This window comes from Staphylococcus caprae (genome assembly GCF_003966625.1).
GTDB classification, from domain to species: Bacteria; Bacillota; Bacilli; order Staphylococcales; family Staphylococcaceae; genus Staphylococcus; species Staphylococcus caprae.
The window spans coordinates 2,024,698-2,049,356 of sequence record NZ_AP018587.1; the positions used below are offsets into that span (position 1 = coordinate 2,024,698).

17 protein-coding genes are annotated in these 24,659 nt (G+C 33.7%); 5 read left to right on the top strand and 12 right to left on the bottom strand.

Annotated elements, in window-relative coordinates:
• Positions 1 to 65: 65 nt before the first annotated feature.
• Together JMUB898_RS09710 and JMUB898_RS09715 are read right to left on the bottom strand one after the other, a co-directional pair.
• The gene (locus tag JMUB898_RS09710; RefSeq protein ID WP_126501990.1) at positions 66 to 1,889 is read right to left on the bottom strand and encodes an acyltransferase family protein; all 1,824 of its coding nucleotides are present in this window, start codon (positions 1,887 to 1,889) and stop codon (positions 66 to 68) included.
• Positions 1,890 to 2,360: 471 nt separating this feature from the next.
• Complete coding sequence (locus JMUB898_RS09715; RefSeq protein ID WP_002433201.1) at positions 2,361 to 2,669, bottom strand: metal-sulfur cluster assembly factor; 309 nt, start codon at positions 2,667 to 2,669, stop codon at positions 2,361 to 2,363.
• A gap of 111 nt (positions 2,670 to 2,780) precedes the next feature.
• On the opposite strand from JMUB898_RS09715, the gene JMUB898_RS09720 reads away from it, so the two are divergent.
• Positions 2,781 to 3,602, top strand: a complete 822-nt coding sequence (locus JMUB898_RS09720) for a Cof-type HAD-IIB family hydrolase (RefSeq protein WP_044466319.1) — start codon at positions 2,781 to 2,783, stop codon at positions 3,600 to 3,602.
• 72 nt (positions 3,603 to 3,674) lie between these two features.
• Positions 3,675 to 4,991, top strand: coding sequence for a CoA-disulfide reductase (locus JMUB898_RS09725; RefSeq protein WP_002441815.1), 1,317 nt, complete (start codon positions 3,675 to 3,677; stop codon positions 4,989 to 4,991).
• 62 nt (positions 4,992 to 5,053) lie between these two features.
• Here the strand turns inward: JMUB898_RS09725 and JMUB898_RS09730 are convergent, their stop codons facing one another.
• The 8 genes from JMUB898_RS09730 to JMUB898_RS09765 all read right to left on the bottom strand — a co-directional run bounded on the left by JMUB898_RS09730 (position 5,054) and on the right by JMUB898_RS09765 (position 17,562).
• Complete coding sequence (locus JMUB898_RS09730; RefSeq protein WP_037541255.1) at positions 5,054 to 5,455, bottom strand: YisL family protein; 402 nt, start codon at positions 5,453 to 5,455, stop codon at positions 5,054 to 5,056.
• 262 nt (positions 5,456 to 5,717) lie between these two features.
• Positions 5,718 to 6,626 carry a fumarylacetoacetate hydrolase family protein gene (locus JMUB898_RS09735; protein ID WP_002441813.1) on the bottom strand — a complete coding sequence of 303 codons (909 nt, stop codon included), beginning with the start codon at positions 6,624 to 6,626 and terminating at the stop codon, positions 5,718 to 5,720.
• Positions 6,627 to 6,826: 200 nt separating this feature from the next.
• On the bottom strand, positions 6,827 to 10,483 hold the full coding sequence (gene addA / locus JMUB898_RS09740) for a helicase-exonuclease AddAB subunit AddA (protein ID WP_126514796.1): 3,657 nt from the start codon (positions 10,481 to 10,483) through the stop codon (positions 6,827 to 6,829).
• Complete coding sequence (gene addB, locus JMUB898_RS09745) at positions 10,483 to 13,950, bottom strand: helicase-exonuclease AddAB subunit AddB (protein ID WP_002441811.1); 3,468 nt, start codon at positions 13,948 to 13,950, stop codon at positions 10,483 to 10,485. The genes addA and addB overlap by 1 nt, the downstream gene beginning before the upstream one ends.
• Before the next feature lie 134 nt (positions 13,951 to 14,084).
• Positions 14,085 to 14,660, bottom strand: coding sequence for a signal peptidase I (gene lepB, locus JMUB898_RS09750; protein WP_037541252.1), 576 nt, complete (start codon positions 14,658 to 14,660; stop codon positions 14,085 to 14,087).
• A 21-nt stretch (positions 14,661 to 14,681) separates the two neighbouring features.
• Positions 14,682 to 15,200, bottom strand: a complete 519-nt coding sequence (gene lepB / locus JMUB898_RS09755) for a signal peptidase I (RefSeq protein WP_002441809.1) — start codon at positions 15,198 to 15,200, stop codon at positions 14,682 to 14,684.
• Between the two features lie 4 nt (positions 15,201 to 15,204).
• Positions 15,205 to 15,780 (bottom strand): TVP38/TMEM64 family protein, encoded by a 576-nt coding sequence (locus JMUB898_RS09760; protein WP_037541249.1) that lies wholly within the window; start codon positions 15,778 to 15,780, stop codon positions 15,205 to 15,207.
• 450 nt (positions 15,781 to 16,230) lie between these two features.
• Entirely contained in the window at positions 16,231 to 17,562 is a 1,332-nt protein-coding gene (locus JMUB898_RS09765; protein ID WP_002441807.1) for a glucose-6-phosphate isomerase, read from the bottom strand.
• A 347-nt stretch (positions 17,563 to 17,909) separates the two neighbouring features.
• Here JMUB898_RS09765 and JMUB898_RS09770 point away from each other — a divergent pair, with 347 nt between their 5' ends.
• The 3 genes from JMUB898_RS09770 to JMUB898_RS09780 all read left to right on the top strand — a co-directional run bounded on the left by JMUB898_RS09770 (position 17,910) and on the right by JMUB898_RS09780 (position 21,757).
• Positions 17,910 to 19,115 carry an argininosuccinate synthase gene (locus JMUB898_RS09770; RefSeq protein ID WP_002441806.1) on the top strand — a complete coding sequence of 402 codons (1,206 nt, stop codon included), beginning with the start codon at positions 17,910 to 17,912 and terminating at the stop codon, positions 19,113 to 19,115.
• Positions 19,105 to 20,487: an argininosuccinate lyase gene (gene argH / locus JMUB898_RS09775; RefSeq protein ID WP_044466320.1), complete on the top strand. Its 1,383-nt coding sequence runs from the start codon at positions 19,105 to 19,107 to the stop codon at positions 20,485 to 20,487. Before JMUB898_RS09770 ends, argH begins: the two co-directional genes overlap by 11 nt.
• A 178-nt stretch (positions 20,488 to 20,665) precedes the next feature.
• Positions 20,666 to 21,757: a glycerophosphodiester phosphodiesterase gene (locus tag JMUB898_RS09780; RefSeq protein ID WP_002441802.1), complete on the top strand. Its 1,092-nt coding sequence runs from the start codon at positions 20,666 to 20,668 to the stop codon at positions 21,755 to 21,757.
• Positions 21,758 to 21,824: 67 nt separating this feature from the next.
• Here JMUB898_RS09780 and JMUB898_RS09785 read toward each other — a convergent pair whose 3' ends face one another.
• Entirely contained in the window at positions 21,825 to 23,069 is a 1,245-nt protein-coding gene (locus JMUB898_RS09785) for a Glu/Leu/Phe/Val family dehydrogenase (protein ID WP_002441801.1), read from the bottom strand.
• 109 nt (positions 23,070 to 23,178) lie between these two features.
• Complete coding sequence (locus JMUB898_RS09790) at positions 23,179 to 24,369, bottom strand: ornithine--oxo-acid transaminase (RefSeq protein ID WP_044466321.1); 1,191 nt, start codon at positions 24,367 to 24,369, stop codon at positions 23,179 to 23,181.
• Positions 24,370 to 24,659 lie beyond the last annotated feature (290 nt).

A 24,659-nucleotide genomic window follows, 5' to 3' on the forward strand; every position in this document is an offset into this window, starting at 1 on the left:
TAATTACATAAAAAGAAACTAGCCCAACGTTAGCTGATTAACGTCAAACTAGTTTCTCATTAAACCTATTTCTTTTTCATATTTTTCAATATTTCATCTGTTAGAGCTTCGACACCGCTATTTTCAAGATGTATACCATCTGGAGCAAAGTACTCTGTATGCCCTTCTGAACGTTTGTACCAATCAACAAGTTTTACATTCTTATGACTTTTAGCAGCATTTGCCATTAACTGATTCACATGGCCTTCATATGATCTTGGCACTCTCGTATTAACAAGGTAGACTTGAGCTTTTCCAAATTTATCAATTAGATCATCTAATTGCTCTTTTGAGAAATCCCCATTAGTACCTAATTCTAAAACAACTTGGTCAGAAGATTTACTATAATTCTTATAATTGCTATCTACTAATGGAAGTGCTTGATACAAGTTTCGCCCCACTTTACCATCAATATTTGCCTTCGGAACTCTAGATTTAAACTGTTCACCAATATCGACCATGACCGAGTCCCCGATTAGTAATGGTTTAATATCAGAATACACTTCATCCTCATTCTTACCTTCTTTTGTTTTTCCATCATTCGTAAGCGTAATGTCATCAATAGGCAACATATGGATGAGATATTTGTCATTTTCATTTGTATTAAATGATTGTGCTTTATCAGAAATTTTATCTTTACCTAATTTATCAAATGCACCTGCAAGTATCAGAATAAGTGGTAATGCTAATATAATTGTTACCACAGTTCTTATAAATTGAGGTTTAAATCTCTTCTTAATAGCAAACGCTTTAAGTCCTTGCTTTCTGAAAGGTGTCTCTACGTATCGATAAGATAATTCGGCAAACATAACAGTTAATATGATATCTAAGAAATAAACATAAACTGGAATTTGCCCGTCTATATAATGACTATGAATGAAACTAATTATAGGAAAATGCCACAAGTACAGACTATATGACCGTTTACCAATATAGACAAACAATGGATTACCTAAGGCTTTAGATACCAATGTAGCAGGATGAACGACACTCGCTATGATAAGTAAAGACATAGCTGAGATGAGATAAAACCCGCCATTGTAAATCCAGTCACTCTCATCTTTAACTGTAAAGAATAAAACAACTAAAAATAACAAACCGACTATTCCGGCAGTATCAATAGTTGCTTTTAGTGCCCTAGGTGGATTTGCCTTAAGTTTAAATGGTGGCCACATAAATGCAAGAAGTACACCTAACAGTAATGTTTGTAGTCTTGTATCAGTGCCAAAATATACACGTGAATGATTCATATGTGGTTGAGAAATTACAACCATTAATAAAAGTGAAATTAAAGAAATAATCCAAAATACAAGCGCTACATTTTTATACTTCTTCATTGTCATCAATAATAAAATTAATATTGCTGGGAAGAACAGATAAAATTGTTCTTCAATAGCTAAAGACCATAGATGTTTTAATGGCATAAATGAAAATTGTTCAAAGTAATTAACTTCTTTAGCTATATACCACCAGTTAGATACATAAAAAATTGCGGCAATAATGTCATGCTTGACCCTAACGATATTATCAGGTTCAAGAACAAGTGTTGCAAAACCAACCACAATCAATAAGGCTAACACCGCAGGTAAAAGTCTTTTTATACGTCTAATCCAGAAACTTTTAAGGTTAATAATTCCTGTTTCTTCATATTCTTTTAATAATAGACTTGTTATCAAAAAACCTGAGATAACAAAGAAAGTATCTACTCCTAAGAAACCGCCAGTGAGCCATTTCTTATTTAAGTGATAGATAATAATTCCAAGAACCGCAATTGCGCGCAAACCATCAAGTCCAGGCATATAACGCATTTTTTTACCGCGTTGATGACCTTTCTTTAATTCTTTTTCCATTTTTTATAGTCATTCCCTATTAATAATAAATTTCTAAAAATAAATAAATTGAGCTTCTAACAATGATTCATTGAAGTGACAAACTTCTCAATCACACTCTTCGAATAAAACATTTTATTCAATTTTTCCCGTAAATTGACTAATTACCTTATGTTCCATTCTTGGTGTCTCATTATCAACTTATGTCGAATTCTTCACAATATTATTAATTATACTATTAATAAAGTATAAAGTTATTTATTTTAATGTGAGAATTAATTTTCCCCGAAAAGTAGTAAGTGTTAAACATTGTAATATATTTGTAACATTAATTCAATTTAAATAGCAGTTTGATTTTATTAAAAATTTCTTAACTCCATTTCAGGTTAAATAATCACTTCATAAATATTTTTTATCATTTTCCACACAAAAAAGAATAGCTACTATCATTTTCACAAAGAAAATGTGTAACTATTCCTTAAAAACACAAATTTATCCAACACCTAGAGCGATCTTCGCATAACGAGACATCATATCTTTATTCCATGGTGGGTTCCAAACAATATTAACTTCTGTATCAGAAATCTCAGGAATTTCTGCTAAAACACCTTTAATTTGTTCTATAATTTGTGGTCCTAAAGGACATCCCATAGAAGTCAATGTCATTTCAACTGTGCATAGACCTTCGTCGTCTACATCAACTTTATATACTAAACCTAAATTGACAATATCAATGCCCAATTCAGGGTCAATAACCATTTCAAGAGCTCCTAGGATGCTATCTTTTAAAGCTTCCTCCATGAGTATCACCTCTCTAAATTATCTTTATACTAATATATCAAATATCCGACAAAACGCCAATAAAATGCTATGATACTGATACATGATAATACGAAACACAAGGAGTCATTTATGCAACCATATTTAATTTGTCTAGACTTAGATGGAACATTATTAAACGACAACAAAGAAATCTCATCTTATACAAAACAAGTTTTAACTGAATTACAACAACGCGGCCATTACATTATGATTGCTACTGGTCGACCTTATAGAGCAAGTCAAATCTACTATCATGAATTAAACATGAACACACCCGTTGTTAATTTTAACGGCGCTTATGTACATCATCCAAAAGCTCAAGATTTTGAAACAATTCATGAAGTTTTAGATGTTGAAATATCTAAGAATATCATTACTGCTCTTCAACAATCACATGTAACTAACATCATTGCTGAAGTAAAAGATTATGTCTTTATTAATAATCATGATCCCCGTCTATTTGAAGGCTTTTCAATGGGGAATCCTAAAATACAAACAGGTAATCTATTAGAGCAATTGAATGAATCTCCAACTTCTTTACTCGTTGAAGCAGATGAAGATAATATTCCAGAAATTAAAGATATGCTCACTCATTTTTATGCTGAAAATATTGAACATCGTCGTTGGGGCGCACCTTTTCCAGTAATAGAAATCGTTAAACGTGGTATTAATAAAGCACGAGGCATTGAATATGCAAAACAATATCTCAATATCGCAGACGATCGAATTATTGCATTTGGCGACGAAGATAATGATATAGAAATGATTAAATATGCTACATACGGTATTGCCATGGACAATGGATTGCAAGACTTAAAAGATGTAGCAAATCATACAACATACAGTAATAATAACGATGGCATTGGTCGCTACTTAAATGATTTCTTTGATTTAAATCTACGTTATTACTAATATATACAAATCGTAAATGGGAAGACGTTCATAGAAGTTTCCTTCCTATAAACAAATAAAGGAGTTTACATCGTGAATAAAATTGTTATCGTCGGTGCGGTTGCAGGTGGCGCTACTTGCGCAAGTCAAATTCGCCGTTTAGATAAAGAAAGCGAGATAGTTATTTTTGAAAAGGACAGAGACATGAGCTTTGCAAATTGTGCTTTACCTTATTATATCGGCGAAATCGTTAACGAACGAGATAACGTATTGGCTTATACACCTGAAACTTTTTATCAGAAAAAGCAAATTAAAGTCAAAACATATCATGAAGTTATAGAAATTAATGATGATAAACAAACTGTGACTGTATGCAATCGACAATCTGGAGAAACTTTTGAAGAATCATATGACACACTTATATTAAGCCCTGGTGCTGACGCTAATTCTTTAGGTTTCGAAAGTGATATTGCATTCACTCTAAGAAACTTTGAAGATACTGAAGCGATTGATCAATTTATAAGTGAAACGGATGCAAAGCATGCACTCGTCGTAGGTGCAGGTTACATTTCTTTAGAAGTATTAGAAAATTTACATGAACGTGGCTTGAACGTGACTTTGATCCATCGCTCAAATCATATTAACAAACTAATGGATCAAGATATGAATCAACCTATTATTGATGAATTAGAAAAAAGAAATATCTCTTATAGATTCAATGAAGAAATTAGTAAAATTGATCAACATCAAGTCACTTTCACCTCTGGTAAAGTTGAAAATTACGACCTCATTATTGAAGGTGTTGGAACACATCCAAACTCTAAGTTTATTCAATCTTCAAATGTTCAATTAGATGAACATGGTTTTGTACCAGTGAACGACAAATTTCAAACTAATATTCCTAATATTTATGCCTTAGGAGATGTCATTACATCGTTTTATCGTCACGTTGATTTGCAAGCACAAGTTCCGCTTGCATGGGGCGCACACCGTGGTGCAAGTATTATTGCCGAACAATTAGCTGGAGATGCTTCTATTTCATTTAAAGGCTATCTAGGTTCAAATATTGTTAAATTCTTTGATTATACACTTGCGAGTGTTGGCGTAAAACCTATTGAACTTGACTATTTCAATTATGAAATGGTCGAAGTGAAACAAGGCGCGCATGCAGGTTATTACCCAGGAAATACTCCCCTTCATTTAAGAGTCTACTTTGAAAAGGATTCTCGTAAACTTTTACGTGCTGCGGCAGTCGGTCAAGAAGGCGTAGACAAAAGAATAGATATTATGTCAATGGCAATGATGAATCAAATGACTGTTGATGAATTAACAGAATTTGAAGTCGCTTATGCCCCTCCTTACAGTCATCCAAAAGATTTAATCAATATGATAGGTTACAAAGCAAGATAAAATTAAAAAGCTGCGTATGTACCGTTGTGGTAACGTACGCAGCTTATTATTTATATTCAATTCTATCCTAAACCAAGCATTTTAGTTATAGGACCCCATGGTAAAATAATACCGATGACCATAGTTATAACAATTAATGCAATTGTAATCCAAAAGAATTTATGCCCTTCTTCTTTTTTCTTTCTTTTCGCAATAGATACTTCCATAAAAGCAATCACCGCTAAACCACATAACATTTTGAATGTTAATAACATGTGGTTACCGCCGCCACCGTGTGCAGCAGCAACAAACTCTTTTATTAATTCCCAGAAACCGGAAATCAATGTGAGTAGCATGAATAAACGCAATGCCATATGTAATGGTTTAAAGTAAGGTGTTGCACCTTGAACTTTTGAAAAGTTTAAATAAGTCGCGATAAACAAAATAATTGCTAAAACCCAACTTAAAATATGGACATGTAACATATGTGTCCCCCCATATATATTTTTCTCAACTATCATAACATATTTAGGAAATGTTAATGATAGCATCACTCTTATTTTTATTTCACAACTTCATTAAAATAATCATCATTTTAAATTTATGATATTATTCCAAGAAAAAGGGCACCCTAAAAAGTTCAATTTTACTCCAACTTTTAGGATGCACTTTAAATAATAAAGTAGTTTCTAAAAAATTCATGTCTAAAACTCATTAGAGTACAGAGACATAAATGAAAAGCATTTATTATTTATCTTCAGAAATATAAGTTGTTAACGTACCAATATTATCAATCGTAACTTTAACTTCATCGCCAGGTTGTAAGAATTGTGGTGGTTCCATACCTGCACCCACGCCTGCAGGTGTACCAGTAGCGATAATATCGCCTGGATGTAATGCAACATATTTAGAAATTTCTTCGATTAATTCATCAATTTTAAGAATCATTTCTCCCGTACTACCATCTTGACGAATTTCGTTGTTGACTTTAGTAACGATGTTTACATTCTCAGGAGTAGGAAGTTCATCTTTTGTTACGATATATGGCCCCATTGGACAAGCACCAGTTAAACTTTTAGATAAGAAAGCTTGGTCGTGAGCATTTTGTGCTGTACGGTCAGTAATATCATTAATAATTGTATAACCGTAAATATAATCTAAGGCTAAAGCTTTAGGAATCTTCTCACCTGATTTACCGATGACGATACCTAATTCGCCTTCATAATCTAATTGGTCAGTAATGTCTTTGTGATTAGGAATTGTTGATTCATCACCTGTTAAAGATGATGCAGCTTTAGTGAATACATATAAACGTTCAACTTCATGATTTAACTCGCTTGCATGATCTTGGTAATTACGTCCAAATGCGATGACGTTATTAGGTGGAGTGACAGGTGGTAAAAACTCTACATCGTTAAATGAAATTTTAAATTCTTCTTCTCTTCCACTATCTTCAGCAGCCACTACTGCTTTACGCACTTGTTCTTGGAAATCTAGTGTTTGGTTTTGTTGTAAGCCTTGTAATAATGTTTTAGGATGGAAATCTTCTTCACCAAATTCTGCAAAGACCATTGGTAAATCCCAAACAGCATCTTCACGTTTTACTTTGACACCGTATGAAGTTCTGTCATTGTGTTTGAATGATAGAAATTTCATTCATAATCAACTCCTCATCTATATCTTATTACATATTATAACTATATCTGAGTTCAAATAACAAATATATAAGTAAGAAAATTAAGAAATTTCTTACAGAACATATTTCTCTTAGTTGTTAAAAAAGCCATGTTCTCGAATGCGATACGCTTACGAGAAACATGGCAAATTTTTAACTTTTTATTTTTTTATTTGTTCGATTATTTATCAATTTCTAACATACCAAATTTGAAGAAATAGAGATATCCTTGAACTGGTTGTTTAAGTATTGTCTCTAACGTATTACGATAATACTTCATTTGAATTTGATACTTTTCTTTAAGTTGTTGACCAATCTCATCATCAGTCATACCTTTTCTTCTATTAAATGCATCTGTTTTATAATCAACGAAATAGTATGCTCCATCCTTTTGGAAGATTAAATCAATCATACCTTGAATAATTGAAACGTCTTCTTCCGACTCAGGCAATTGATCTACTTTCGCTTGATTCACAACAAATGGTAATTCAGTATACACTTTATCCGCTTGTGCGATTTGCATATACAGATCACTTTCAATAAAACTCATCATCTCATCAAATTTAATATCTGCTTTAGCATCTTCTTCAATAATATTACGTTCGATTAATTCATCCACATACTGGTCTAGCTCTTCTCTAGTCATACGCCCTTCTTTAAAAGGTAAATGTTGCATGACTGTATGCATTAAAGTACCGATTTCATTAGCTTTACGCTTTTTATTTTGACTTAAAAATCGAGGGCGCTCATATGTGGCAACACCAATACGATATTGTCTGACTCTGTCGTAATTCGTGTCACTTTCTTCTGTTTCAAGTTGACGTTTTAATTCAGACACAGACTGTTTTGAAGGTTTCAAAGTATCCTCTTGATATGGATATTGATACGTCAGTTGTTGATGAATTTTAGCTTTAACGTCATCATTGCCACTATTGATATCATCAATATCACTCACTGTTCGGCGTTCATTTTCAGGGGTAACTTCTTCAGTAGAAACATCTTCGTAGTGATCTACAACGATGGATACCCTTGGCTTCATTTCAGAATTGAGTGTTTCAATATCCTGTTCAAACTTCTGATCATGAGGTAATGACGCACTTTGATGCTTTGCAAGAATACTATAGATTAATTTAAATGAATTCTTAGCAGTTAAACGCTCATTTACAGCAATATGATTCCCAGATATTGCTAATTGTTCAAGATCGGTTAATTCTTTTTCTTTTTTAACCCTACCTATCAAGATGAGTTGTTCTTTCGCACGTGTTAATGCGACGTAAATTAATCGCATTTCCTCAGAAATATGTTCTTTACTATTAATTGCTCTGTAAGCTACTGAAGATAGAGATGGATATATCATTTCCTTTTCAGTATCGAAATAATCCATACCTAAACCATATTGTTGATTTAAAATGACTGGCTTAGTCAGATCGCTTTCATTATATTTCTTAGAAAGGCCAGAATAGATGACGAATGGGAATTCCAAACCTTTACTACTATGAATAGTCATCATTCTAACGACATTATCGTTCGGCCCAACAATATTTTCCTCACCGAAATCTCTTCCACGGTCAATCAATTCATCAATAAATCGAATAAATTGGAACAATCCTCTAAAGCTAGAATTTTCGAATTCTATAGCCTTATTAATGAGTCCATAAAGATTAGCTCTTCTACCCTTGCCACCGAGAAGACCACTAAAATATTGAATAACAAAGTGGTCGTTATAAAATTTATCAATTAACTGGTAAACAGGTTCACTTTGACTATAAATCTGATATTTTTTTATATCTTTAATAAATCGTTTTAACTTATCAACAAGTTGAGCATTTGCGTTGTCATCATTAATATAATGTTCTATTGATTGATAGAAATAGATATCGTTAGGACTTATCACTCGAATTTCAGCTAATTCATCTTCTGTAAATTGATAAATCACTGAACGCATTAAACCAACAAGATAAATATCTTGCAAAGGATTATCTACAGTTCGTAAAAAAGATAATACGAGTCGTACTTCAGTTTGTTCAAAGTATCCTTTTTTACTCTTAACATGAAAAGGAATGTCACTATTTTTAAACGCTTGTTGAAGATTACGAGCATTATCAGTATTTCTCTCTAATATGACTATATCTTTGTAGGTCGCATTTCTATACGTCCCATATTTCATATCGTAAACTTGTCTATTTTCGATGATATCTTTTACTTGTTCAACAATGTAGTCCGCCTCTTGTTCGCTTCCTGTTAAATCACTAGATTCCTTATCCGCTTCAATTAATGCACGAAGTTGTACGGGATTCTCAGCTTGATCATATGGCGCACCGTAATAAAGTTGAGCCGCATCATCATAGGTGATTTCTCCTACATTTTCATCCATCATATGTTTAAATAAATAATTTGTTGTAGAGAGTACCTCTTGTCTAGAGCGGAAGTTTTGTGACAAGTCAATAACCATACCTGAATCTTGTCCGTCACATGTAAAGCGATTGTATTTTTCAATAAAAAGATTGGGATCAGCCTGTCTAAATTTATAAATCGACTGTTTTACATCACCTACCATGAACAGATTCCCGTTATGTTCGTCACCCGTTTTAATACATGACAAAATCTTTTCTTGTACACGGTTTGTATCTTGATACTCATCGACAAGTATTTCTTTAAAGTGTTCTCGATACGTTTCGGCAATGTGAGAAGGTGTCCCATCCTCATTAGTGAGAATTTGTAAGGCAAAGTGTTCATAATCTGCGAAATCCAATAAATTGCGACTACGCTTTTGCTTGCTAAACGCCTCAATCACATCTTTAACGATTTGAGCTAAATATGCTACTCTCGGTGCCAATTTTTGCATATCTAACTTCAAATCTTCTGCGCTTCTTGAAAAGTAGTTATTTTTCACTTCAGTGACTAGTGCTTTATAATGATCATAGTGTTTCTTAGCGTCGTTTAATGCCTCTTCCATACCTTCATTTGTTTCTTTAATTTTCTTGGATATAGAAGGAAAACGACTTACAAATTGATGAGACACAAGCGTGTCAGTGTGAATGACTTCTCCTTCTATCACTTTAGAAACAAATCGACACTCATCTTCAACGACTTCTAAATGTTTCTCCACATCCTCTAACATAGAGAATAAATCGAAACTCTTTTGTATTTCTTCATGAGCTGCTTTTAAGAAAATCATAGCCAAATCATTTAATAATTTTAATAATTGAGCTTGTTGTTCTTCATCTCTATAAGGATGAGATAATTGATTCAACCATTCGAAAGGATTAGGATTCGCAATACTAAAGAAGTACATACGTTTAATAATGTCTCTAAATTGATCATCATTTCTATCAGATGATAATTGTTCGGTTAAATCTATAAAATCTGGATCTAAAATATCATAATGGCGTTCTAAAACATCATCAATCGTTTGATCGAGTAACAACACATTTTCAGCTTCATTACTTGTTCTGAAATTCGGATCAATATCTAATACGTCATAATGTTGTTGAATTAATTTCAAACAAAAACTATGTAACGTTGAGATTTGAGCTTGATGGATTTTAATGCGTTGATTTTTTAAATGTTCATTATTCGGGTCTTCTATTGAAGCTTCTTGAATACGCTGGTCAACACGATGTTTCATCTCACGTGCACTTAAATTTGTAAATGTTACGACTAATAAGCGGTCAACATCAATTTTATCTCTTAAGATACGCTGAATAATACGTTCTACTAAGACAGCTGTTTTACCTGATCCTGCTGCAGCAGCAACAAGTACGTCTTGACCTTTCGCATAAATACTGCGCCATTGCGCGTCAGTCCAAATCACATCATTCGGTTTAGTAGGAATCATCACTTGTCACCACCTTCGTCGATCATTTTTTGAATTAATTCCAGGGGTTTAATGGTTTCATCTACTGTGCGATAACGTTTACTATCTATCATGCCATCGACATGACATACAGATTGATAACTACAAAATTGACACGGCAATGTGTTTTTGTATTTTAAAGGTGCCACTTCAGTGTGACCATCCATAATATGTGTCGCAGTCTCAATGAAATTATTTTTGTTATGTTGAATAAATTGGCGAATAACATCTTCATCGGCTACACGACTTGTATTCTTACTGATTGCACCTTTAGTTGTTAAACCAAGAGGGACAATATCCGAAGTAAAACTTGGTTCCATACGACTATCTATCGCATCAATGACTTCTTCATCACTATTTAGAAGACCACTCATCTTAAAGCTTTTAATTAATTCTTTATCTAATTTTTCTTCATCAATTTTGGACCAATTTTCAAATTTAATACGCGGTTCATGAACATGGAAATAAAGTAGACCACCAGGTTTAACAATATCTGTGAGACCTAATCTTTCTTGATTTTGCAAAACAATATCCATGTAGGTCATCATCTGCATTTGCAAACCGTAATATACTTTCGTTAAATCTAATGTAGCGCTGCTCGTTGATGATTTATAGTCAATGATATTAACATAACTATGATCACCTTTAGTATACGTATCAATACGGTCAATCTGCCCCCGAATATTAATAGGAATACCTTGTTTAGTGTGTAAAGGTTGTGCTACCAATTCCTCTTTATTTTTAGGAGATTTGCGGAAACCTGTTTCGAATCTTTGAGGTACAAATTTTGAAAATCCAGTTTGATACTTCAATGCACTTAATGTTGTCTCTACAATTGAACCTATTCTTCTAGATAAATACTTATAATACGCCGAAGAATTTAATAAATTAAATTGAACTTTAGGTAAAATCATTTCCAGCGCTTCTTCTGTTAATGCTCTGATTTTCTTGCGATCTAAATTTTTAAAGTCTCCTTCAACGCGATCAGATATATGTTTCAGCACTGAATGGAAAATATCTCCTAAATCAAAATTTTGTAATTCATACTTGGTACGTTCATTTAAACGTAAACCATGTGAAGCATAATGTTTAAACGGACATTGTTGATAACCTTCAAAACGAGACACACTTGCATTGATTGTTTTGCCATACAATTGTTGCGTTAAAGATTCGTTAAGTTGTATTGTTTCGTTGTCGTACGTAAGTGATGTGATTAAATAGTCTAGACCTCGATTGAGTCGCTCATCATCTCGTATAACTTGATACGCATCGAGCCATCTTATATCTACATCCTCTTGATCCAACCACGCACGTAAGGCATCAAATAATTCAATTTTAGTTTGATGAACATGTTGCATTAGACTGATTGGTTGTTCTTCATGTTCTTGATGAATGTTAGTGATCTCTAAATGATGATACATGTCTTTAATTTGTGATAGAAACGGGCTGATTTCCTTTTCATCACCAGAATTGCCCATTAAACTATATGAAAATGTCACCTTCTGACGTGCACGTGTCATAGCAATATAACAAACAAATGCTTCATCCATTTGTAAAATATCTGAAGTAGGACTTAATTCTATATCAGCATTTTGTTCGAAATATTTTTTCTCTTCATCAGTAATCAAACTAGAAGAAGATACTGGCTGTGGCAAGGAACCATCATTCATACCTACCATATAAACGTGTTGCTTATTATCCACTTTAGCCAAATCCATTGTACCGATACTAACTTGATCCAATGTTTGAGGTATCATAACAAACTCAAGTTGTTCTAAACCTATATCGAACACCTCAAGAAATTGTTTCAAAGACATATCTTGTGTATCAAATACAGTAACTAAGTCATCTAATATTTGTATGAAACCATTCCATATTTGGTCAATTTCTTCAGCTTGTTGATGCGCGCCTGCTACATCTAATTCATCTCTTTCTGTCATCAGTTGATTAGGTAATTCAAAATATTCCATACTTTCGTAAAAAGCAGTCGCAAAATCTCTTACAGTAGTTGCTTCGCTCATCGCTTTTTCAAAATAAAGTACTTTATCGATCACATGATTCTTCAGACGAATGACTTCTTCATATGTTTCACGTTCTTCAGGCGTTAAAGCATGTGATTTACGCCCCATCTTGTTAAACTGCTCAACATTAAAAATGTCTTCATCTAACCAGCGTTTACCATAAACACCACGTTCTAGGGCAAAATTTTCAAGTAAATCTATCAAATAACTACTATTCTTAAGTTGCGACGTCAGTATGTCAGTCTTGAATAAACGTAGCATGGCATTAATATTCCAATTGGATTGAATCACTTCTATTAAAGAGCGAATCATTTCCATGATTGGATGATGTGACATTGATTTTTTCGTATCTATATTAAAAGGAATATCATACAAAGGAAAAATAGAGTCGAATAAATAGGCATATGACTCATCACGATACAAAATTGCAATATCTTGAAACCTTAATTGATGATCGCGCACGTCTCTTAAGATTCTTCGTGCTAATTCATTCACTTCTTCTCGCATACTGGAAGATTCAAGTATTTCTATAGCATTTGAATGCCCTTGTGGCGTCATTTGTAACGCATCAAAGTCACTTTCTAAATGTTTGAGGTCCTTATTTTCAAAACGGTAACGATGATTAAATTGTGTTTTATTCAGCTCAATATTTAAGTGACTGGCAATGTCCTCTAAGTGAGTCAAAACCTCAGAGGGCTTTCTAAATAAACTAAACTGGTCTTGATTACCATCCGTGGTTAATAGTACTGTCACTTTCTTCGCGTGTTGAACAAGGGCTTCAATCATTCTATATTCAAGTGTTGAAAAGTTATGGAAACCATCAATAAATATTTCGGCACGTTTTAACCATTCTGATTGCGACATTTGATCTATAAATTGCTCTAAACTATCCTCTGTCGTTATAAATTCTCCACTCATACGTGCTTCTAAATGTCTGTATATGAGAGAAATGTCTTCTAATTTATGTTGCGTTCGCGTTTGTAATTGATGTTCAGAAATAAATTGTTCTAAATGGTCAGGTGTGACGCTATATTTTTTAAAGTCTTGAATTTGTTCAGCAAGTTTTTCACTGAATCCATAATATCTAGATTGCGAACGGTACAATTTAAGTTCTGACTCATGTTGCTGGACAATGTGATAAATCATCATTTCCATTGCGGCTTTAGATAACCTTTGCTCTGTATACCCGCCCACTTCTTGAAAAACACGATGACTTAATCTTTCAAAGTGAAGGACTTCTGTTCTTAAACTACCATTCAGTTCAGGATCATTGACAAAGGCTTGTTCAAGTTGAAATGTACTTTGTGTTGGAGCAATTAAAATAATAGGGTCACCTAATGGATCGTGTTTCATTTCGTTCTTTATATAATCAAGCATAGATGCTGATTTGCCCGTACCAGCTCTACCGATATATGTATTTAATTCCATGACATTCCCTCACTCCTTTACCTTTAATATTATCACATCAAAGTCTTATTCTAATATAAATAGAAATGGAGATCTCTATAAAATTTATTTATAGAAATCCCCATCATTGATGTTCTTCTGTTAAGTTTTTTTGCTTAATTTTTAGTGTGATCTGGATTGAAATTAGATTTAAATTCGCTAAATGGCCAGAATCTAAATGAAACTTTACCTACGATTTGATCTTTATCTATCAAACCAAATGAACGACTATCTTTACTTACTTCACGATTATCACCTAATACTAAATATTTACCTTTAGGTATCACATTTGATTTAGGATTCGCATTTGGTAAGTCTTTAACTTTAAAAGTACCAGTAATATACTCAATTTGTTTACGCTTTTCATTATAGTTTAAATATGGTTCTTCTTGCTTTTTACCATTGATATATAATGTATCCTTTTTATATTGAACACTATCGCCTGGTGTTCCAATCACACGTTTGACATAGTCATCTTTTTTATTAGCGTGGAAGACAATGACATTTCCTTTTTCAACACCACCGATTTTATAACCAATGATGTTAACCATGACACGTTCACCATCTTTTAACGTTGGATCCATGGAATCACCTTTAATTGTGTATGGCTTAGCTACAAATGTTTTGATTGCAAATATAAGTGCAAGCGCTACGGCAATGGCGACAATCCACTCCATAATTTCTTTTTTCAATTTTTACACCTCTTCTAATTTCTAAAATTGATAGGCAAATTCTTTAAATGGGTAATATTTTAAACTTACATCGCCAATGATATCCTTTTTGTCAATCAAACCATAGCGTCTTGAGTCTGATTTGTCACTATCTTTATCATTTAATACGACATATGAACCAGGCGGAATTGTATCTCCATCCGAATTTTTAATATCACGTAATGCAATGTTATTGATTTGTCTATGTTTGGCATATTTATCATTTACACGTCTATCATCTCTGTATAAATGATGATTTCTAATTTCAATTGATTCTCCAGGCTTACCAATGATTCTGCTAAAATGAACTCGCCCATCTTGTCGATACATAATAATATCACCATGGTCAAGTAAATCGAAGGTAACTTTAATTTTATTTACAATCACTCTATCATCTTTATTTAAAGTTGGGGACATACTTTGATCTGGTATGACTGCGCCTATAATAATAAAGCTTTGAATGAATAGTACAATAATAATTGCAAAAATTAAGGAAATCAAATATTTAATCGCACGTCGCACATTTTCACTCCTTAGTAGAACCCATGAAATGTTTTTCTACTTTTTTACTAATAAACCAAAGTGCAACGAGTAATAATAGCATAATAAGCGCGCGTATCGGATTAGTAAAAATGGTAGTTACTTCCCTTCCCATTACTCCTAAAATAGTGATTGAAATTAGTTTTGAAATAGTTAATACAATAAAGTAATACTTAACTTTGATATGAGATAAACTCGCTACTAGATTAATCAACGTATTTGGTGTAAATGGAAAGCATAATAATATAAATAAAGGTATTAAACCTTGTCTATCTACAAAACTTATAAGTCTCTGAACGGACTTTCTTCTTTTAACACTTTTCATTCTCTCAGTATTCACAAGTTTCTTACACACTAGAAATACTGTAAATGTACCAGTTACGATGCCTAACCAACTGATGATAATTCCCGGAATTGAACCATATGCGTGCATTAATAGTACAACATACAGCGTCAAAGGTAACACAGGCACAATTGCTCTAAGGTAGAGCATGATGAACCCAGGAATATATCCGAATTGCCGAAATACGTCAAACCATTCTTCTAATTGATGAAACGACAAAACATCAAATCCTTTCTAGGGTTAATATTACTTTATTATTATAGTGGTAATTTACGCTTTTTGAAACAACAAAATTTTGTTAACAATATAAATCAGTCCTTAGTTGTAAGGCTCTATGAATGAAATTGAGCAATATGGGGAGTGGGACAGAACTATAATTTAGCAAAATTATTTTCGTTGTCCCTCACCCAACTTTCATTGTTTGTAGAATTTCTTAAAAAGAAATTCTCTGTGTTGGGGGCCCCGCCGGCAAGGATGGCTAGGATTGAAAGAAGCTTGATATAAGTGCACTTTCAATTCAGACATCTACTGCCAATATGTTAAAGAAAGCTGAGACAATTAATTATGTCCCAGCCTCGTAAAAATACCAACGCCTCGAGTATATAACTCAAGACATTGGCATTTATTTTTAATGATATATGGTAAAACGAGACCTAATCATAATACATATTATAAACGGTCTTCTAATTCTTTTTTCTTATCTTCATATCCTGGTTTACCTAATAATGCAAACATGTTTTGTTTATACGCTTCAACACCAGGTTGGTTGAATGGGTTAACACCTAATTGATAGCCGCTCATCGCACAAGCAAGTTCAAAGAAGTAAACAACATAACCGAAAGTTTCTTCATCTAATTGAGGGATGTTAACTACAATATTAGGAACGCCACCGTCAGTGTGTGCTAATAATGTACCTTCGAAGGCTTTCGTATTCACTTCATCAATTGTTTTACCTGCTAAGTAATTTAATCCATCTAGATCATCGCTATCCTTTTCAATTGTAATATCATGTTTCGGATGATTGACTTTCACAACTGTTTCGAATAAGAAACGACGTCCCTCTTGAACATATTGTCCTAATGAGTGTAAATCTGTTGTGTAATTGGCACTTGAAGGATAGATACCTTTGAAATCTTTACCTTCAGATTCACCGTATAATTGTTTCCACCATTCATTGAAATATTGCATAGAAGGCTCATAGTTAATTAACATTTCAGTTGTATAGCCTTTGCTATATAAGATATTACGAATAGTTGCATACTGGTACGCAATGTTTTGATCTAAATCTTCTGATGATAATTCTTCACGAGCTTTAGCTGCACCAATCATAATGGACTCAATATTGATACCTGCTGTTGCAATTGGTAATAGACCTACTGCAGTTAATACAGAATATCTTCCACCTACATCATCAGGCACAACAAATGTTTCATAGCCTTCATTATCTGCTAATTGTTTCAATGCGCCTTTTGATTTGTCAGTAGTCGCAAAAATACGTTTCTTAGCTTCATCTTTACCATATTTATCTTCAACTAATTGTTTAAACAATCTGAAAGCAACTGCAGGTTCTGTAGTTGTACCAGATTTAGAAATTACATTTACTGAGAAATCTTTATCTGCTAAATAGTTAACTAATTCTTGTGTATAGCTTGAAGATAAATGATTTCCTACAAAAACAATTTCAGGATATTCAGTACTTGTTCTAAATGAAGAAGTTAACATTTCGATTGCTGCACGTGCCCCTAAATATGAACCCCCAATTCCAATCACTACAAGCACATCAGAATTTGATTTAATACGTTTAGATGCTTCCACAATTCTTGAAAATTCTTCTTTATCATAATCAACTGGTAAATCTAACCAACCTAAGAAGTCGTTACCTGCACCAGTGCCTTTATGGATAGTATGATGAATCGTTTTAACGATATCTTTTTGTTGTTCTAATTCATGTTTGTCGAAAAATTCTAAAGTTTTACCATAATCTAATTGAATATGAGTCATCTTATTGCCTCCTATGTTATGTACTAAATTAATTTTACTAAGTTTGTATGTGCTATTCAATTCACAAGTTTAACTCTTCTATTGAAAAGTGAGTTTTCTGTGACTTTTATCACAAAATATAATTAAACAAGCTTTTCTCTCTTCAGCTTACTATTAATATATTATTCATTTTACAGAATTTTTAAATATATCAAAAACACTATTATATCGAACTTTAAACATTATACATAAAAATAACTGGATTTTTACTTTTGAATATTTATGTAATAAAATGGTTTTATTTTCATTAACAATCTGCTATGATGTAGCCATATTAAAATTCTGAAAATTATTTGAGGTGTAAACTTATGAAAGAAAAAATCGTTTTAGCCTATTCAGGCGGTTTAGATACAAGTGTCGCTGTACAATGGCTTATTGATAAGGGTTACGATGTTGTTGCATGTTGCCTAGACGTGGGAGAAGGAAAAGACTTAGACGTGGTATACCAAAAAGCGTTAGATATGGGTGCAATTGAATGTCACATTATCGATGCAACTCAAGAATTTAGCGATGATTATGTGAGCTATGCAATTAAAGGGAATTTAATGTATGAAAATGCATATCCATTAGTTTCTGCACTTTCTCGTCCATTAATCGCCAAAAAGTTAGTAGAAATAGCTGAAAAAACAAATTCTGTAGGTATTGCACATGGTTGTACAGGTAAAGGGAATGACCAAGTACGCTTTGAAGTGGCAATCAAAGCATTAAATCCTAACTTAAAAGCTTTTGCCCCAGTTCGTGAATGGGCTTGGAGTAGAGAAGAAGAAATTGATTATGCGATTCAACACAACATCCCTGTATCAATTAATCACGATTCACCTTACTCTATCGACCAAAATTTATGGGGAAGAGCAAATGAATGTGGGATTTTAGAAGATCCTTATGCTGCGCCGCCTGAAGACGCATTTGACTTAACAACACCTCTTGAAGAGACACCAGATGAGGCTGACGAAATTATCATTTCATTTAAACAAGGTCTTCCAGTTCAAATCGATGGAAAAGCCTATCCACTCGATGACCTTATCTTGTACTTAAATAATCTTGCTGGGAAACATGGTATAGGAAGAATTGACCATGTTGAGAATAGAATGGTAGGTATTAAATCAAGAGAAATTTATGAAACACCAGGTGCGGAAGTATTACTTAAAGCGCATAAAGCATTGGAAACCATTACGTTAACGAAAGATGTTGCACATTTTAAACCTGTTATTGAAAAGCAATTTTCAGAGCAAATATATAACGGGCTATGGTTCTCACCTCTTACAGATAGTCTAAAACTCTTTATAGATAGTACACAGCAGTATGTTGAAGGTGATGTGAGAGTTAAATTATTTAAAGGCAATGCTATCGTTAATGGTAGACAGTCTCCATATACTTTATATGATGAAAAGCTTGCGACATACACTAAAGAAGATGCATTTAATCAAGAAGCAGCTGTTGGCTTTATCGACATCTATGGATTACCAACACAGGTCAATGCGATGTTACATGGAGGTTATAGTAATGAGCAATAAAGCTTGGGGAGGTAGATTTGAAGCACAACCTGAAGATTGGGTTGATGACTTTAATGCTTCAATAGATTTTGATAAAAATCTAATCAATCAAGATGTACAAGGCAGTATTGCACATGCAACGATGCTCGCGAATCAAAGTATTATTTCACAAGACGAAGCAGAGGCAATTATTAAAGGGTTAAAAGAAATTCAAAAAGATTTCAATGAAGGTCATATTGAATTCAAAGCTTCTTTAGAAGATATACATCTGAATATTGAACATGAATTAATCCAACGTATCGGTGAAGCTGGAGGTAAATTGCACACCGGACGTAGTAGAAATGATCAAGTGGCCACAGATATGCATTTATACACGAAAGGACAGGTCCAACATATTATTGAGCTCATTGAATCCTTCCAGCATACGATTGTCAATCTGGCTGACCAACATGTTGAGACAATTATGCCTGGGTATACACATCTTCAACGCGCACAACCTATTTCATTTGCACATCACGTATTGACTTACTTCTGGATGTTAGAACGTGATAAAGGTCGTTTTGAAGATAGTCTGAAACGTATCGATATTTCCCCATTAGGCGCTGCAGCTTTAAGTGGGACAACACATCCGATTGATAGACATGAAACTCAAGATTTATTAGGCTTTGCGCATATATATGAAAATAGTCTAGACGCAGTAAGCGACCGTGATTACATCGTAGAAACATTGCATAATATTTCGCTTACCATGGTTCACCTTTCTCGTTTTGCCGAAGAAATCATTTTCTGGTCAACCGATGAAGCAAAATTCATTACCCTATCAGATTCATTTTCAACTGGATCATCAATTATGCCTCAAAAGAAAAACCCAGACATGGCTGAACTCATCAGAGGTAAAGTTGGTCGAACGACTGGTCACTTAATGAGCATGTTGGTTACACTCAAAGGGCTACCTCTCGCATATAACAAAGATATGCAAGAAGATAAAGAAGGTCTATTTGATGCAATTCACACAATTAAAGGTTCTTTACGTATATTTGAAGGTATGGTTGCTTCAATGACAGTTAACACAGATCGACTTAGTGAAACTGTGAAGAAAGACTTTTCTAATGCAACAGAACTTGCAGATTACTTAGTAAGCAAGCATGTGCCTTTCAGAACAGCTCATGAAATCGTTGGAAAGATTGTTCTAGATTGTATTCATCAAGGGATTTACCTTCTAGATGTACCTTTATCTGAATATCAATCTCATCATTCGAGTATTGAAGAAGATATTTACGACTACTTAACTCCGGAAAATTGCTTAAAACGTCGTAAAAGTTATGGATCAACAGGACAAGAATCTGTAAAACATCAATTAGAGGTAGCTAAATCTTTACTAGCTAAATCATAATTAGTAAGTATAAGAACACAAATGTAAATATTAAACACCTAAATGATACAGTTTATTGAGATTACTTTAATAAATTTTGAAGTTACTAAATTTTAAATTAATATATTGTAAAATCGCCTTTCATCCTTTCAAATTATTGTAATTTTAAGATATCACTTTAATTTGAAAGGATGTTTTTATGTTCAAATCTAAAAAAGTTATTTTCACAAGTTTGACTGCTTTATCGATTGGTCTAGCTAGTGTAAGTGCACCAACTTTTGCCAATGAAACTGGGTTAAAAGGAAACCAAAACACTTCTATCCATTCAAAAAGCACATCTACTCAAACTCAACAGTCAGCAACACATCAAACATCGAACATTACAACACAATCCAGTAAAAATCAAAATTCTCATAATCATCAGTTTAAACGACAACCAGAAGCTGATTCTGTAAGTGGTAAAACAAATGATAAGCACAAAAAATGGGCTAAAAATTTAACTGGAGAAAAATTCACTACCATCGCGCATAGAGGTGCAAGCGGATATGCCCCTGAACATACATTTCAATCTTATGATAAAAGCCATAACGAATTAGGCGCGTCATACATAGAAATTGATTTACAGCGAACAAAGGACGGTCATTTAGTCGCAATGCATGATGAGACTGTAGACCGTACCACTAATGGTCATGGTCGAGTAGATCATTATACTTTGAAACAATTGAAAAAGTTGGATGCTGGAAGTTGGTTTAACAAAGCACATCCTGAATATGCGAATAAAAAATATAAAAACGCAAAAGTACCTACATTAGATGAAATTTTAAGTAGATATGGTAAAAATGCGAACTACTATATTGAAACAAAATCCCCTAATGTTTATCCAGGTATGGAGAAACAGTTACTTAATACTTTAAATCAACATGGTATGCTTTCTAATCACTCATTAAAAAATGGTCACGTGATGTTGCAGTCATTTTCTGGAGATAGCTTACAAAAGTTACATCAAATGAACTCACATGTCCCACTCATCAGATTGATGAATAAATTTGAATTATTAAATGCCTCAGAACAAGATTTAAAAGCAATTAAATCTTATGCGATTGGCGTAGGTCCAGAATATACAGATTTAAATATTAAAAACACTCGACACCTTAAAGATTTAGGATTCTTAGTGCATCCTTATACAGTTAATGACGTAAATGATATGAGACGATTAAATCAGTATGGCGTCGATGGTGTCTTCACAAATTATGCGGATCAATATAAAGCAGTTTCAAAAACACAACAATAATGAATATAAAAAAGACTTTGTGATTAGCTTAAATTGCTTCACAAAGTCTTTTTATAATTGATTCTTATTATGCCCAACCGCGGTAACGTGCAGCTTCTGCCGTACGCTTGATACCAACAATATAAGCAGCAAGTCTCATATCAATTTTTCTATTTTGAGATAATTCATAAATTGTATCGAATGCAGTAACTAATTTATCACGTAATTTTTCATTTACTTCTTCTTCTGTCCAATAATAACCTTGATTATTTTGAACCCATTCAAAGTAAGAAACTGTTACACCGCCAGCACTTGCAAGTACGTCAGGTACAAGTAAAATGCCACGCTCAGTTAAAATACGTGTTGCTTCAGGCGTCGTTGGTCCATTTGCCGCTTCAACGACAATGTCAGCTTTAATATCATGCGCATTATCTTCTGTAATTTGGTTAGAAATCGCAGCTGGCACTAAAATATCACAATCTAATTCGAATAATTCTTGGTTAGAAATTGTATCTTCAAATAAGTTTGTTACTGTACCGAAGCTATCGCGACGATCTAATAAATAATCTATATCTAAACCATTAGGGTCATGTAATGCACCATAAGCGTCACTAATGCCAACAACTTTGGCACCTAAGTCATATAAAAATTTAGCTAAGAAACTACCAGCATTACCAAAACCTTGAATTACTACTTTAGCATCTTTAACATTCATACCTCTACGTTTAGCCGCTTGCTCAATTGCGATAACAACACCTAATGCAGTTGAACGGTCGCGTCCTTGAGAACCACCTAATACGATAGGTTTACCTGTGATGAATCCTGGTGAGTTGAATTTATCAAGTGCACTGTACTCATCCATCATCCATGCCATAATTTGTGAATTAGTAAATACATCAGGTGCTGGAATATCTTTGTTTGGTCCAACGAATTGAGAAATAGCTCTTACATAACCACGAGATAAACGTTCAACCTCATGAATACTCATTTGACGTGGGTCACAAACGATACCACCTTTACCGCCACCATATGGTAAGTCAACAATACCGCATTTTAAAGTCATCCACATAGATAATGCTTTAACATCTTCTTCATCAACTTCCGGATGGAAACGTACCCCACCTTTAGTAGGACCGACAGCGTCATTGTGTTGCGCACGATAACCAGTAAATGTTTTAACGGTACCATCATCCATACGCACTGGAATGCGAACTTGTAAAAATCTTAATGGTTCTTTAATAAGATCGTACATTCCGTCGTCAAATCCCAATTTGTGTAATGCCTCTTTAATAATTCCTTGTGTGGAAGTCACTAAATTATTATTCTCAGTCATGATCCTATTCGCCTCTTTTTTAACTAATGATTTCGCTTTCAAATGTTATTGTAACACAAGTATACGCTTTTTAAAGAGTTTACAAAGCGAATGTTACAACTTTTTGAACTTATTCAAACACACTTTTAATCTTCTCTATCGCTAAGTCTAATTCCTCTTTAGTAATTACTAATGGTGGTGCAAATCTAATCACCGTATCATGTGTTTCTTTACACAATAAACCCTTTTCTTTTAGAGCTTCACAGTATGGTCTAGCACTTTCATGAAGTTCAATACCAATGAATAAACCTCGACCACGAACTTCTTTAATGGAAGGATGTTCAATTTTTTGTAATTCAGATTTAAAATACTCCCCTAGTTCTAATGAACGACCTGGTAAATCTTCATCAACAATGACATCTAATGCCGCAATTGAAACGGCACATGCGAGTGGATTTCCACCAAATGTTGAGCCATGAGACCCAGGTGTAAACACATCTAGCACATCATTATCAGCTAAGACAACTGAAATAGGAAGTACGCCACCGCCCAATGCTTTACCTAGTATATAAACGTCTGGTTTAACATTGTCCCAATCTGTAGCGAATAATTTACCTGAACGGCCTAACCCTGCTTGAATCTCATCTGCAATAAATAAAATATTATGCGCATCACATAATTCTCTAATTGCCTTAAGATAGCCTTCTGGTGGTACATTAATGCCTGCTTCACCTTGAATAGGCTCTACCAAGACAGCAGCAGTGTTCTCATTAATCGCTGCTTTAAGTTTATCTACATCACCAAAATCAACTTTACGGAAGCCATCCAATAATGGGCCATAGCCACGTTGGTATTCCGCTTCAGATGACAATGATACAGGCGCCATTGTACGTCCATGGAAATTACCATTAAACGCAATAATCTCTGCTTTGTTAGGTTCAATGCCCTTAACATCATATGCCCAACGTCGTGCAGCTTTAAGAGCAGTTTCAACTGCTTCAGCCCCTGTATTCATCGGAAGCGCTTTATCTTTGCCTGCTAATTTACAAATTTTTTCATACCATAAACCCAAGTTATCACTGTGAAATGCACGCGATACTAATGTGACTTTATCTGCTTGATCTTTCAATGCTTGTATAATTTTCGGATGACGATGCCCTTGATTCACCGCCGAATAAGCTGAAAGCATGTCCATATATTGATTGCCTTCTGGGTCTTTAACCCATACACCCTCTGCTTCTGAAATAACAATTGGAAGTGGTACGTAGTTCTGTGCCCCATAGTGGTTTGTTAATTCAATAATTTCTTCAGATTTAGTCATAATATCTCCCCTTTGTTTTAAAATAATGAAAACGTATTACCAATATCATAACTTATTTCTTACGGCTCTCATACTTATTTTTGATTGAAAATGAAAATCCAACAAACACTGTGTCAAAGGCATTCTTCACAACAATATTTTAGAGTTAGAAAAAGTATATTTTATTTATGAAAGCCCTTACAAGTATAATGACACAACTCTGTTACAATTTACAAGCAAAACTTTCTATAATTTCACAATTTTTAAAATACAGTTTGCAATATTTTGGTATAAAAAATAATCCAAGCCCT

Excerpts from the sequence above, each read along its gene's own strand:
- JMUB898_RS09710 (WP_126501990.1), bottom strand. The coding sequence starts at position 1,889 with ATGGAAAAAGAATTAAAGAAAGGTCATCAACGCGGTAAAAAAATGCGT.
- JMUB898_RS09785 (WP_002441801.1), bottom strand. The coding sequence starts at position 23,069 with ATGACTGAGAATAATAATTTAGTGACTTCCACACAAGGAATTATTAAA.
- addA (WP_126514796.1), bottom strand. The coding sequence starts at position 10,483 with ATGATTCCTACTAAACCGAATGATGTGATTTGGACTGACGCGCAATGG.
- JMUB898_RS09780 (WP_002441802.1), top strand. The coding sequence starts at position 20,666 with ATGTTCAAATCTAAAAAAGTTATTTTCACAAGTTTGACTGCTTTATCG.
- JMUB898_RS09720 (WP_044466319.1), top strand. The coding sequence starts at position 2,781 with ATGCAACCATATTTAATTTGTCTAGACTTAGATGGAACATTATTAAAC.
- JMUB898_RS09765 (WP_002441807.1), bottom strand. The coding sequence starts at position 17,562 with ATGACTCATATTCAATTAGATTATGGTAAAACTTTAGAATTTTTCGAC.
- JMUB898_RS09770 (WP_002441806.1), top strand. The coding sequence starts at position 17,910 with ATGAAAGAAAAAATCGTTTTAGCCTATTCAGGCGGTTTAGATACAAGT.
- addB (WP_002441811.1), bottom strand. The coding sequence starts at position 13,950 with ATGGAATTAAATACATATATCGGTAGAGCTGGTACGGGCAAATCAGCA.
- JMUB898_RS09730 (WP_037541255.1), bottom strand. The coding sequence starts at position 5,455 with ATGTTACATGTCCATATTTTAAGTTGGGTTTTAGCAATTATTTTGTTT.
- JMUB898_RS09790 (WP_044466321.1), bottom strand. The coding sequence starts at position 24,369 with ATGACTAAATCTGAAGAAATTATTGAATTAACAAACCACTATGGGGCA.
- argH (WP_044466320.1), top strand. The coding sequence starts at position 19,105 with ATGAGCAATAAAGCTTGGGGAGGTAGATTTGAAGCACAACCTGAAGAT.
- JMUB898_RS09715 (WP_002433201.1), bottom strand. The coding sequence starts at position 2,669 with ATGGAGGAAGCTTTAAAAGATAGCATCCTAGGAGCTCTTGAAATGGTT.
- JMUB898_RS09735 (WP_002441813.1), bottom strand. The coding sequence starts at position 6,626 with ATGAAATTTCTATCATTCAAACACAATGACAGAACTTCATACGGTGTC.